This is a genomic window from Limnofasciculus baicalensis BBK-W-15, assembly GCF_024178385.1.
GTDB lineage: Bacteria > Cyanobacteriota > Cyanobacteriia > Cyanobacteriales > Coleofasciculaceae > Limnofasciculus > Limnofasciculus baicalensis.
On record NZ_JAMZMM010000166.1, the window covers coordinates 1 to 13,287 of the forward strand.

Annotated in this window: 11 protein-coding genes and 1 pseudogene; 10 read left to right on the forward strand and 2 right to left on the reverse strand. The window is 42.7% G+C overall.

From position 1 onward, the window contains the following. The first annotated feature begins 438 nt into the window (after positions 1 to 438). The 6 genes and pseudogenes from NJ959_RS16495 to NJ959_RS16520 form a co-directional block, all read left to right on the forward strand. On the forward strand, positions 439 to 5,277 hold the full coding sequence (locus NJ959_RS16495; RefSeq protein WP_254012831.1) for a S8 family serine peptidase: 4,839 nt from the start codon (positions 439 to 441) through the stop codon (positions 5,275 to 5,277). Between the two features lie 94 nt (positions 5,278 to 5,371). Further along, complete coding sequence (locus NJ959_RS16500) at positions 5,372 to 6,130, forward strand: peptidylprolyl isomerase (RefSeq protein WP_254012832.1); 759 nt, start codon at positions 5,372 to 5,374, stop codon at positions 6,128 to 6,130. Between the two features lie 386 nt (positions 6,131 to 6,516). Beyond that, positions 6,517 to 7,014: a C39 family peptidase gene (locus tag NJ959_RS16505; protein WP_254012833.1), complete on the forward strand. Its 498-nt coding sequence runs from the start codon at positions 6,517 to 6,519 to the stop codon at positions 7,012 to 7,014. Then, entirely contained in the window at positions 7,011 to 7,307 is a 297-nt protein-coding gene (locus NJ959_RS16510; protein WP_254012834.1) for a hypothetical protein, read from the forward strand. The genes NJ959_RS16505 and NJ959_RS16510 overlap by 4 nt, the downstream gene beginning before the upstream one ends. 26 nt (positions 7,308 to 7,333) lie before the next feature. Further along, positions 7,334 to 7,495 carry a hypothetical protein gene (locus NJ959_RS16515; protein WP_254012835.1) on the forward strand — a complete coding sequence of 54 codons (162 nt, stop codon included), beginning with the start codon at positions 7,334 to 7,336 and terminating at the stop codon, positions 7,493 to 7,495. A gap of 271 nt (positions 7,496 to 7,766) precedes the next feature. After that, positions 7,767 to 7,868: pseudogene (locus NJ959_RS16520) on the forward strand (DUF4160 domain-containing protein); the annotation flags it as partial. 59 nt (positions 7,869 to 7,927) lie between these two features. On the opposite strand, the gene NJ959_RS16525 reads toward NJ959_RS16520, so the two are convergent. Then, positions 7,928 to 8,224, reverse strand: a complete 297-nt coding sequence (locus NJ959_RS16525) for a helix-turn-helix domain-containing transcriptional regulator (RefSeq protein ID WP_254012837.1) — start codon at positions 8,222 to 8,224, stop codon at positions 7,928 to 7,930. Then, positions 8,217 to 8,378 (reverse strand): type II toxin-antitoxin system RelE/ParE family toxin, encoded by a 162-nt coding sequence (locus NJ959_RS16530; protein WP_254012838.1) that lies wholly within the window; start codon positions 8,376 to 8,378, stop codon positions 8,217 to 8,219. The genes NJ959_RS16525 and NJ959_RS16530 overlap by 8 nt, the downstream gene beginning before the upstream one ends. Position 8,379: 1 nt before the next feature. Between NJ959_RS16530 and NJ959_RS16535 the strand changes: the two genes are divergently transcribed. The 4 genes from NJ959_RS16535 (at position 8,380) to NJ959_RS16550 (ending at position 13,235) form a co-directional block, all read left to right on the forward strand. Beyond that, on the forward strand, positions 8,380 to 9,000 hold the full coding sequence (locus tag NJ959_RS16535; RefSeq protein ID WP_254012839.1) for a hypothetical protein: 621 nt from the start codon (positions 8,380 to 8,382) through the stop codon (positions 8,998 to 9,000). A gap of 400 nt (positions 9,001 to 9,400) precedes the next feature. Further along, entirely contained in the window at positions 9,401 to 9,931 is a 531-nt protein-coding gene (locus NJ959_RS16540; protein ID WP_254012840.1) for an outer membrane beta-barrel protein, read from the forward strand. Positions 9,932 to 10,353: 422 nt separating this feature from the next. Continuing rightward, positions 10,354 to 11,304 (forward strand): ABC transporter ATP-binding protein, encoded by a 951-nt coding sequence (locus NJ959_RS16545; protein WP_254012842.1) that lies wholly within the window; start codon positions 10,354 to 10,356, stop codon positions 11,302 to 11,304. A gap of 68 nt (positions 11,305 to 11,372) precedes the next feature. Continuing rightward, the gene (locus NJ959_RS16550; protein WP_254012841.1) at positions 11,373 to 13,235 is read left to right on the forward strand and encodes an ABC transporter permease subunit; all 1,863 of its coding nucleotides are present in this window, start codon (positions 11,373 to 11,375) and stop codon (positions 13,233 to 13,235) included. Positions 13,236 to 13,287 lie beyond the last annotated feature (52 nt).

The window sequence follows — 13,287 nt, forward strand, 5'->3', positions numbered from 1 at the left end:
GGTTGGGGGAGGGGTGAAACTGGTAATTGAGAATAGTGCAAGTTATCAGATCTAATACGCTTGTCCAAAGAAGTTTATTAAGTTTGTTTACAGTTAAAGTGAGTATGTGGATCTCGAAAGAGACCTTATGTTATGTTTAGCGTAGTTTTTTATACGAGTCAAGTAAAAACCTCCAATCCCTTTAAATTTATAGGTCAACTATAATCTCTTAGGGCAGAGGTTTAACTGGACAGGTTTTTGGTGTTTAACAAAATATAGGATTTACGCAGCTACACGGCTAATAGTGTGGATGGTGCGTTAGCAAAGCTAACACACCCTACGGCTAGAGGTTTGTGTAAGTTCTGAAAATATAGGCAGGTTTTCGGCGATAATTTAACAGTTATCGTTGGCGGGGATAGTTTGTGAAAAATTAGCTTTAATCGGGTTAGGTAGGTCATCATGGGTATATTTAATAGGCTGTTTAATTTTGCTGGGAAGAAACCTGTTGCGGCTGAAGGTTTTGCTGTCAAGGAAACTCCGCCAAAGCAGAAGATAAATGCTTTTATTTTGGAACAAATGCGGACACCTAGCGGTTTGTTGGATGATGGTTCCGATTTAGTAATTTTTGATACTGATGATTTTGCCCAGGTTGAATTGCCGGATTGGGGAAATGATTTTGATGGTAATAGTCTGGATTTCGATGGGGATGGTGATAGCGAGTTATCTCCAGAAGTGGCTGCTAATAGTTCAGAGTTAGGGGGAGATGAAAGTCTGGGGTTATTGAGCGATAATCCGGATGATTTTGAGGATGTGCCATTTATTGATAGTGACGATATTTTAAATGATGGGACGGATTTAGAGGAATTAGAATTTGAAGATGTACCTTTTGCTGATGGGGATGATTTAAGTCTGGATAATGATGGCGGTGATGGTGATGATGGGGAGATTCTACCGATTGCTATTGAAACTCCTAGCCCAGTGTTTGAATCGGGCGTATTTACGGTGGGGGATAGCGGACAAGTTCAGATTAGTTTAGAATTTGATGGGGGTAAATATGATGGAGAATTAGCGATCTTTAGTTTAGATGGGATGGAGCAATTTGAACCTGGATCTCATGATTTTATCCGGGAAGCTGCTAGTCGTGCTTTGAGTGATTCGGTGTTAGGTCATGTGGTAATTAGCGATCGCACTGAGGGGGCAAGGTTCTTTGGGGAATTGGGGGAAAGTGACTGGAATGAAGGGGAATATCTGGGTGTAAAGACATTTGAAATGCGCTCTGGGGATGAGTTTGGCTTTATGCTTATTCCCAATAGTACGGTGCAGGAAGTATTTGATAATCCGGCTATTGAGGGGGCGGGGCGACCTCTATTTTCCCTGGCGACTGCTAATCCCAATGATGCCTTTCATGTGGGGCAAATTGCTGATGTCACGGGGGATGGGACTACTTTTGTGATGGAGGATTTGCGGGTTGATACGGGATCGGATTATGATTATAACGATATTATTTTTCGAGTGAGTGGGGCTACTGGTAAAGTAGTGTTAATGGATGGTTTGATCGATCCGGCTCATGACTGGCGCACTACAGAATTAGGTCAGGAAATAATTGCTTCTGCGATACCAGAACCAGTCCAGATAGATTTTAACTTCCCAGGATCTGACCAACCTTTAATTGGGATAATTGATACGGGATTTAGTGGGGATAATCCTGATATTGATTATAGCCACATTATTTTAGGACGCGATCGCGTTGATGGAGATGATAACCCGTTACTGCCATCTCCTCAAGTTAATGACAACCCGTTACTGCCATCGGATATAGCTAATGGCTCGATAACTGATAATTTAATAGATGGTGTTCAAGATAATGACAATTCTGTACTGCCATCCTCTCAAGTTAATCAGTCGGTAACTAACAATCTCACCTCATCCCCTCAAAGTTCGGAACATGGTACTCATATTTTAGGAATTATTGGCGCAACACAGGATAATGGGATTGGAATTGATGGTATTAATGATGATGCGCCGATTTGGGTAGGGCGTGCTGTTGGTTCTGGAAAGTGGGCTGAATCGCTGGTTGAATTTGTCGATAAAGCTATTGAATCAGATCAGCCTAATGCAGTTGTGAATCTGAGCTTGGATCTGACTCAAATCAATCAAGATGGTAGCACAACTACAAGGTATGAGTTTACACCTCAAGAAAGAGCAGCGATTGAATATGCCAGACAGAATCATGTCCTAATTGTTGCTGCTGCTGGGAATGATGGCGGGGTAATGTCGGTTTTGGGTCAAGCTTCGCAGGAGTTTGACAATATTATTACTGTTGGTGCATCTGATGGACTTGATCGAGCAGATTATTCTAGTTATGGCAATGGTTTAGATATTGTAGCTCCCGGTGGTACGACAGAATATCCTGTCCTTTCTACTACTGGCAATAGCGTTGGCAGTATGGCAGGAACTTCGGTAGCAACGGCAAGAGTGACAGGTGCAGCTTCTCAGGTATGGGCGGCAAATCCTCAATTGGATTATCGCCAAGTAATTGAAATTCTTAAAGCCACAGCTACAGATTTAAAGACACCTGGATGGGATGGGGAAACGGGGGCGGGACTCCTGGATATAGCAGCAGCCGTGAGTGTGGCGAGAACAACAACTCCGGTAGATTATGAAATACCTGCTACTTTAGTTCCCGAAACTTGGAGTGGTGAAGGGAAGGTAACGCCTACTGAAAGAGCGGCTAATGCTCCTCTCTGGCCTACAGTTGCATCTACATGGTTCACAGGGCGAGTCATGGCAACCCTGGGTGCAAATGTTCGCTCTGGTCCTGGTACTAATTTTTCCATTGTTGGCGGACGAGGCTACAACAACTTCATTAACTTTGATGGTTGGACTTATGGGGAACGGATTACCGATATTGCTCTGGGAACACCAGATGAAAGGTGGTATCGGATAGCGGGCACAAACGACTGGATTGCCAGTGCAATTATTGATGGTAACGCACCAGGTTCCACTCCGTTACCACCTGCTCAACCACCTACTCAACCACCGCCGCCACCTATCCCTTATGTTCCCATTAACTCTGGTTCAGCTAACTACAGGGATGGGCGACAAAACCCCTTCGCTTACAATTGGCAAGGACAATGTACCTGGTATGCCTATGGTCGGATGTTAGAGACAGGATTGCTACCTGCTGGTACAAAGCAAAATGGTTGGTTCCTCGGTAATGCTGAATCCTGGCGACGGGATGCTCAACGGGCTGGTTTGCCCATAACTTCTACACCCACAGCAGGTGCGCGAGGGCTGGTAGTTTGGCCTCCGGGTGTTCAAGGGGGTCATCGTCTATATGGACATGTTGCTTTCTTAGAAGAAGTATATCCTGACGGTCGCATCCGGATCTCAGAATCTAATTGGGCAGGTCGAGGTATCAGCGAAAGAATCTTAACACCTGCACAATACAGTGGGTTGGCATTTGTGCGATTGGAAAATGCAGCACCAAATCCCCAATTCTATTCACCGCCAGCAGTACCTGGACAACAACGAGAGTACAGAGTGCGTTCCGGGGATACCCTTTGGGGAATTGCTCAACGGGAATTAGGAAATGGCAACCGTTGGCGGGAAATTCAGAAACCTGGTGGTGGTACGTTTACTGAAGCGGAAGCGCAGCGGTTGCAAGTCGGTCAATCGGTTTATCTGCCTGTCAGTTATCAATCTGGTACGGGTACACCCGTGACACCTCCTTCATCGGGAACACCTACCAACATTAACTGGGTTAATTTTAGTGGTACGGTTGGACCATCTCAAGGCGTAAATCTGCGGTACAGTCCTCGGTTTAGCGATCGCAGTTCCCAAAATGAGCCTTACGGCAAAACTCTACAGTTTGATGCTTGGACTTATGGCGAAGTTGGCACTGATATGTGGTTGGGAACGCCGGATGCTCGGTGGTTTAAGGTAAAGGGGACAAACTTGTGGGTTCCTAGTGCTTATATTTATGGCAATCCACCGAATTCTACTCCGATGCCTGGTAGTGGCTCGGTTGGTAGTGTAGAAATTATTGGAGAACCCATTAATTCTCCTTCTGATCCGAATGGCACCTTGGGTACAGCGCACTACGTCAGTGACATGAACGTCAGCCTTCCAGGTTCTATCGGCTACAACGGTGACCAAAACGATTTCTTGCGATTCGGTGTTGCTAACAACCGTACCAACGTCAATCTCACATTGGGTGGTTTGAGTGCAGATGCAGATTTAGAATTAATCAGAGACTGGAATAATAATGGTCGCGTCGATGCGGGAGAAGTAATTGGACAATCCTTAAATTCTGGAACATCAGTAGACTCTGTAAGTCGAATTTTAGATTCAGGTGATTACTTTGTTCGAGTTCTACCTGGTACACCTAGTGCAAGAACTAGCTACAACCTGAAACTTTCTGGGGTAGAACTTACCCGAAGTGTTCGTGTGGGAAACAGTTCATACACCACAAATCTCTGGCACTATAAAGGAGGTAACAAAACTAATGCTGGCATTGAATCTAACAAAGACACTGTTGTAGTAATTCATGGGTGGAACAAAGACAATCGTTCTCAGCCAGATGATAAGGTCAGAGAGTTAGTAGAGGCGGTTAGTTCTAGTAGCAGATTTTCAAACGCTCAAGTACTTGCCCTAGACTGGGGTGAAGCTGCCTATGCACTCATACCTTTTGCTGCTGCTTATAGTATTGGTCCAGTGGCTCAATGGGCAGCAAGTAGGCTGAGAGATTTAGGAATAAATTCTGGAAGAATTACACTTATGGGTCATAGTCTAGGTTCCCACATGAGTTCAGAAGTTGGGCGCGTCTTGAATCAAGAAATGGGACGAGGAAAAGTTGGTAAGCTCTTTTCGCTTGATGCAGCTTATCCTGCTGGTCAGTATGACTTTGATCCAGGCTGGGGATGGCGGGGTGTACCAAAGTTTAGCGACGCAGCTACCTATTCTTTGGCACTTGTTGCTTCAGATAAGGAAGGGGGTACGGCTGGTGATAATGACTATGCTGGCACTGCAACTTATTCTTTTATAGTCCGCTTCAACGGTTACAATGGAAATGATAAGGATAGTGAGTATCACAGTGGTGTTGTTAGTGTTTACAAAGACTTAGTTACTAACTGGAATTCACCTTCTGTGGATACTGACGAGTATGACAATGATGGTAATCAGGGACGCTGGGGTAGTACCCACGAAGGTCGCATAGAGGCTAGTAAAAATGGTTCAGACTGGCGTGTAACGGGAGTATTTGGAGTACGTGGTTCCGAGCAAATAAGCTGGGTTTGATCAAAGTTTCAAGGGTGGGATTCCTCTTAATTTTTTCTGTAAATCTCACCCCAAAATTATTAGTTGCCCTAGCGTTAATTACCAACTATCAAATATGGAAAATAAACCATTCCTAACTATCGACAATCAGTCGATCACCCTTGCTCAAGCCCTGGCCTATCTCCGTGCTACTGGCGATCTTCAACCATTTCTCCTAAAAATCATCCGCCAGCATCTTCTGGAAACAGAACTACAAACCCGCGATGACCTAGAGATTGACTCTACCATTATCGAACAGGCTGTCATCGATTTCCGATTGGAAAATCAACTTACCAACCCAGATCGCTTTCAAGAATGGCTCAAAACTCAGGGCATTAGCTACGCGGAATTTCGTTATCAGATTGCCGCTACATTGAAAATAGAAAAGCTTAAAGTAGAGGTGACAGCACCAGAACTGGAGAAATACTTTAACGATAATAAAGCTTTACTCGTCCAAGTAGTTCTCTCACGTATTGTAGTCGCTGACAAAGACTTTGCCCTAAGTCTCAAAAATCAAATTCTGGAAGAAAGCAGTCGCTTTGAACTTTTAGCCAGAGAGCATTCTCTTACAGATGACCGATTACTGAATGGTATGATGGGAGTAGTTCCCTTGGGGCAAATTCCCGAACAGCTACAAGAGTTTGTCGCTACTGCTAAACCTGGGGAATTAATCGGACCACTAGAAATAGACGGGCGCTATGCTTTGTTATGTGTCCATCAATTTCTCCCCGCCTGTCTAGAGGGACAGCTAAAACGTGAATTGCAAGACCAGATTTTTGATCAATGGTTACAAGAAAAAGCACAGAAACTGACTATCAAAATGCACGTTGAGTGATGGGTAATAGAACAAACATTACAGGAATGGGCTGAAACTGCGATCGCCTCCTTTGGAATTACTCAAAACAACGCACTTTACCCAAACAAAAGAAACTGGGTTTTTCAGATAACCTTTGTCTCTTAGCCGATATCTGATGCAAAAACCCGGTTTCTGAACCCCCAGGCGATCGCCCTTTACCCAAACAAAAGAAACCGGGTTTTTCAGATCACCTTTACCTCTTAACCGATATCTTATGCAAAAACCCGGTTTCTGAACCCCCAGGCGATCGCCTTTCCGTAAGCTGTAATAATGTTTTCAACTTATGCTATAATTTAGCACCATACATCCTTCTTAATCGCTTATACTCTTACCAGTAATAAAATTGGTAGAGGAACTACAAAATAATGTATCCCGAACAAGCAGGTGCTGGAGGGAATTGGCCAGTTATTGATGAAGTTGTCGATCCAAATGTTACACAGCAGCAGGGTGATTTATCTTGTGGACTTGCTTGTGGTGTAATGCTATTAAAAGATCGTAAAATAAATAGTAGTCAAGCTGTCATTGAGACCATAACTGGAATACCAGTAAATTGTCAGATCCTAGCAACTGCACTTAACACCCTCGATCCAGATCCTTCCCGGCAGTGGGAAGGCGGTCCGTTAGATCTCCCAGGGGCTACAGATTCCCAACTATTTGATATTTTAAACACCACAGGGTCATGGGCGGCTGTCCTTTGGGAAATGGGAGGAGGAATAGGACATTTAGTCGTAGTTGATGGTTTCGATCCGGTTGGATATGCCTTGATTCGCGATCCTTGGCAAGGAACCCGGTATAGAATGACAAAAGATAACTTTTTAAAATACTGGACAACTGAAGCCGTTTTTTCGAGAAATAGACAATGAACGTACAATTACTTTCAATCGAACCTACAGAGGAATGGGGCACATTCGATATTCGAGTAAAAATTGGTATTGAGCCTCATAAATTTACCATGAAGGTGAAAACTACGCCAATTACTAATCACCAAATTCAAGTCACCCACGGAGACAATAATTTCTTGAAAACATTCAAATTTAGTCCAATGATAGCCCTAAAGATATCAAAGTTAGTTTCACAATTCCACAACCATCAAACTGTTGAACTACCAGCGAATATAGGAGGTTTGCTGTCAGGAGAACTTTCATCAGTAAATTAAACTATCCAGTTTGGGCAGTAATTGAAATGGCGAGATGCCTACGGCACGCTACGCGATCGCAGGTTATCTCGATGAAGAGGCTATATCCTTTGTCGATTGTAAGCCCAAGCTGGACTAGTGATGCTTGGGTTGGGATTTGCGATCGCGCCAAGCACACCAGCGAAGCCGAGCGCCTTTCCGTAATCTAGAATTATGAAGTGCGATCGCCCTTTACCCAAACAAAAGAAACCGGGTTTTTCAGATCACCTTTGCCTCTTAACCGATATCTTGTGCAAAAACCCGGTTTCTGAACCCCAGGCGATCGCTTTTTTAAAATAGAAAGGTTGATCGCCATTTTTGATATGGAAGATCGATCGCCCTTAAATCCTGTTTCTCAACGAAGGTTGATCGCTTTTTTACCGCTCCTACCTGAGATCTGGTAAAATAAAATAACCTTATACTATTGCTTAGAGAAGCTTTATGCCAGAAGTTGCACGGTTTTATGGGATAGTAATCAAAATTTTCTTTGGGGATCATCCACCACCTCATTTTCACGCAATTTATGGTGAGTATAATGCTTTAGCACTAACTTCATAAGTACCAAACATAATGATGAAATTATCTGCCAAAACGAATATTTCCTAACTCGCCATTACCATCAATCCTACTTTTAAACCCAAAGACTCTAGTAATTTTCGCAAAATATTGAATTCAATTTCACCAGTTTCTTGAAGTTTTTCCTCAAGTTTTGTAAAATTTACCTGAACATCTTGGGACACAAAGCTGAACCCTCCTCTTGCTTCAATAACATTAGAGAATGCTTTTTTAATCATTTTTGGATTGCCCTCCTCCAGTACTACTTCAAGATAAATTGCTGCTTCTGAAGGATCTTTTAAAGATTCAATCAATTCGGCATGATAACTAATACTTTTAGGCATTGTCTCGACTCCTGTAATCTTGCCAATAGTTTTGAGCTTGACGAATATCTTTGCTTTGCCTGCTTTTATCACCACCCCATAAGAGCAAAATTATGGCATCACTCTCTTGTGCAAAATAAATTCGATTAACACTAAATTCATAAGTGCCAAACATAATGATGAAATTATCCCCAAAAACAAATAAAATTTGGTTAGGTATCCCCGACACTCCTTTAGAGAATATCCCCTCCTCCGCTTATCTCCGTTGCTACCTCACAACTGCCATCAAAAATATACTCTCTAGGTGCGGTATTATTTTGAACACAGAAGAAGAAAGTCAAGAGATATTACCCAATATTGAAGAATTATTTCAATCAATTCAAAAAAACGATTACATTTACCAAGCCTCCCTTTCCCGCCAACTCGCCGCCGACTTACCCCCCGATGTTGAACAAACCTCTCTCAAAAACGAACCCAAAGATTGGTTTATCAAAACTGCCGACTTTGGCGACGATTCCGATAGAATTCTTCAACATCGGGATGGTGAATTCACCCAACTCCTAGAAGAGATCACCCGCTACCATCAAATATTTCAACAAAAATACGACAAAATTATCTTAATTCGTCCCCCCATCTACACAGGTTACGATATCCAACTCACCGCCGCGATGGAATGCTTGGGCTACACCAAAGAACAATTTCAATTTATGATTGTTCAACCCATAAAACTCTACGCATTCCACCAAGCTACCCAGAAAATTCATCCCATCCCCGACTTAGCCACAAAGGTAAATTAGCTATATTCAAAACATCCCCAGAGAAATCCGGAACAAAATTTTATTAATTTCGACAATAAGATCGGGAGAGTCTTCCCTAATATTTCCGGATAAACTCGATCGTTATGTGCCACTTGTTAAACAGTCTACTTGCCAAGCATAATCCATGAAAATAGTGATAATTACGCTAAAATTATTTCTGCGACAGGTTATATATCTAAAATATATGGTGTAACTCGATCGTAAATTATTTCGCCACAAATAATAACAAAAGCTTGCTATTCGAGCGTTTCCAGCCATTTGGGATACTCGAGTTGATTCCTCAAAAAAAATTCGGCATAACCTGGAACCTTTTGATTCTTACCAACGACATTGATATTAACAAAGGAACTACACAACCTACCCATTGAGGCAAATAACAATGAAACTCACAATTAAATCTATTGTCGCTCTTTCTGCTTTAGTTGCTACGGCGATCGCACCTGTTCTATTATCTGCGAATCGCGCTTCAGCACAACCGGAAGGAACCAAAGCAAACTATATCGGTGTTGGTGTAGCAGCAGGTGTCACTAATGGCGGAGAAAATAATGATGCGGCTAACTTTGGTGGTAATATTCAAGGTCGGATTACAACAAACAAAGCACCTGTTTCTCTGAGAGGAGCGATCCTATTTAGCGGCGATAATACCGCGATTATGCCGATAGTTTCCTATGATATTCCTATCACCAATAATGCCAACATTTATGCTGGTGTTGGCTATTCCTTCACGGAGAAAAATGGACAAGCAACTCCATTAGGTAACACTGATGCTCCTGTAGTTACCGTGGGTGCTGAGGCGGAATTAGGTCGGGGTATTATGATTTATGGAGATACGAAAGTAGGGATTAACGCTTACGAAAATAGTTCGGGTTCTGCTGTTAGTATCCAAGCTGGTGCTGGGGTGAAATTCTAAATAGATTTTGATCCCCCTAAATCCCCCTTTTTAAGGGGGAATTTGAATTTCCTGCTTTTACACTATTATTTGTTCGCATAACCGAAAATATTGATCCCATTACCCGCCCTCTCTTCTATCAATGGAGAAGGGGCGGGTTTTGAAACATCCTGTATCGTCTAATATTGACCCCTCCCCCAACCCCTCTCCTAAGAGGGGAGGGGAGTAAGATTTCCAGCTCCCCCTTCCCTTGAAGGGAAGGGGGTTGGGGGGTTAGGTTTTTCCACTTTTTTGAAAGGCGTGGAAGTTATCAGATTAATCCAACTGCATAAGTGTCACTCACTCAGAGATAGATTCTCGTTAGGAGACGTTAGACTGGCGGATATAGGATATCGCTGCGACAAACTATGGCACTAAGTACTTTTACTCAATCACCCGCACCCATGACAAAAGAATTGGCAATTTCTACCCGTGGTTTGACGAAGCAATTCGATCGCTACATTGCTGTGAATGATGTGGAATTACAGGTTGCAGCAGGTGAAGTTTATGGATTAATTGGTCCCAATGGTGCGGGAAAAACTACGCTAATCCGCATGTTAGCAGCAGCAGAGGAACCGACTACTGGTGAAATTTATATTAATGGAGATCGCTTTCTGCGCGATCAAAGTAATCCGAAACTAAAACAGCGACTCGGTTATCTTCCGGATGACTTTCCTGTCTATGAGGATCTCACTGTTTGGGATTATTTGGACTATTTTGCCCGACTCTATCGCTTGCGGGAACCTCGTCGCACTCAACGGATGCGAGAAGTGTTGGAATTGGTGCAGTTAACTAGTAAGCGTAAGAGTTTAATTGCTACTCTATCGCGGGGGATGAAGCAGCGCTTGAGTTTGGCGAGAACTATTATTCACGAACCGATTTTACTATTACTAGATGAACCTGTTTCTGGATTAGATCCGATTGCGCGGATGCAGTTTCGGGAAATTATTAAGACTCTCCGCGAGGCGGGTATGACAATTTTAATTTCGTCACATGTACTCAGCGATTTGGCTGAATTGTGTACTTCTGTGGGGATTATGGAATTGGGTTATTTGGTGGAAAGTGCTTCTCTATCGGAACTTTATCGCCGCCTAAGTCGTCAGCAAATTATTCTGGCAACTTTGGGGGATTTGGATGCGCTGAAGGCGGAATTGAAAAATAATCCTTTGGTGGATAATTGTGAGGTTTTGGTGGGGAAGAATCAGGTGCGGGTTCAGTTTTCTGGGACTCCTGATGATAGTGCGATGTTGTTGCGATCTCTGGTTGAGGCGGGGATTCCTTTGAGTGAGTTTCATTGTACTCAGGAGGATTTGGAGACTATTTTTCTTAAGATGGGGCATCAGCAGGCTTCGTAAGGTTTTTTTTAACGCAGAGGTGCGCAAAGTTTAACGCGAAGGTACGCAAAGGTTTTTTGGAGGTTTTTATGTTTGTTGGTTTGATGGATAGGGTTGGGGATTGGAATCCGCAGTTGTTGCGGGAGGTGAAGGGGCGGTGGCATGTTCGCAATGTTGCGATCGCGGTGGTGGGTTCATTGCTTGGCTATCTTTTCATCTTTTTCTATGGAGTTAGTCAATTTAATAGGTTCTTAATTGGCAGTTATTATGTTTCTGTACAGGAGCCATTTTGCCGTCTGCGGGATGCTTCTCTATCGGCTCAAAAGCAATTAACTCAATTGCAAGAAAAATATCAGCAATTGCAAGCTCAATTTGCTCGCTATAGTGGTGTGAAAGATTTTGACGCTGCAAAAATTCGGGACATTAAAGAACAGATCGATCTAGTGAAGGGAAAAATGGTAGATCTCCAAGCTATTTTTAATCCTTATGAATGTCCGAAAGATCAAGTTGATATGGCGCTTTGGTGGCAGACTTTATATACCAAGATGTTTGGATGGGTTGGTGTAACTGTATTGTTCGTATTGTTAGTGGTGGGAACTTACATGCTCATCAGTAATTTGGCGAGGGAGGAAAGAGAGGGTACGCTGAATTTTATTCGTTTTAGTCCTCAATCTGCTTCTAGTATTTTGGTGGGGAAATTGTTAGGTGTTCCTATTTTACTTTATCTTGCCGCAGCTTTGATGGTTCCGGCACATTTATGGTTGGGTTTATCTGCTAAAATGCCGCTGCTGGAAATTCTTAGTTTCTGGACTGTTTTGGCTGCTGGTTGTGTCTTTTTCTATAGTGCTGCCTTGTTATTTGCTTTTATTTGTCCCTGGTTGGGGGGATTTCAATCTTGGTTGGCCAGTGGTGCTGTTTTCTTGTTCTTGTGTTTAGCTAATAACAAAGGGATAGAGTTAAATCCAGGTGATTGGCTAAATCTATTTAGCCCTTCGGTTGTTTTGCCCTATCTATTTAATCGGATTGAATTATCCTATGGATCGTTTCCTTTCAATCACAATGACATACAACATTTGCAATGGTTTAATCTACCAGTGGGTATGGCAGGGATTAGTTTAGCAGTCTTTGCTATTTTCAATTATGCTTTATGGACTGGGTGGATTTGGCAATCTCTCAATCGATGCTTTCATAATCCCAATATTACTATTGTGAGTAAGCGTCAAAGTTATTGGTTGGTTGCTTGTTTTGCCGTCGAACTATTAGGATTTGCTGTGCAAGATCCTTCTCATTATTTGACAGCAGAATCAAGTTATTCGGCAATGGAGGGTATTTACTATATCAATATTTTCAATTTTTTGCTCTTTGTTAGTTTAATTGCGATCCTTTCTCCTCATCGTCAAACTCTACAAGATTGGGCACGTTATCTTCGAGAGAGTGGTAGTCAAGGTAAGGGTTTTTGGCATAGCCCTTTGGTGAAAGATTTGCTGGTTGGGGAAAAAAGTCCTGCTGTGGTAGCGATTGGGATTAATTTAGCGATCGCAACTACTCCCTTTTTAGTTTTGATTTTACTATGGCCTGGTGGTATCGCTAAAATTGACCTCCTTTTCGGATTGGCTTTCTCCATTAGCTTAGTTATGATTTGCGCTACTTTTGTCCAAATCATGCTGATGATGAAAACTCCTAAGCGCTCTGTTTGGACGACTACCATGGTAGCTGCTACATTTGCCTTGCCACCGATTATACTAGGAATAGCTCAACTAGATCCCGCCAAATACCCGACAATTTGGATATTTTCCACTTTTCCTTGGGTGGGGATAGAATATGCTGGAGCAACTGCTGCTTTTATGGCATTTATTGTTCAGTTGGGTGTTTTAGGATTGTTGAATATACAGCTAACCCGCAAGTTGAAAAAAGCTGGCGAATCACAAACAAAAGCTTTGCTTAGTCACTAGTTATTGGTTATTGGTTATTGGTTATTGGTTATTGGTTATTGGTTATTGGTTA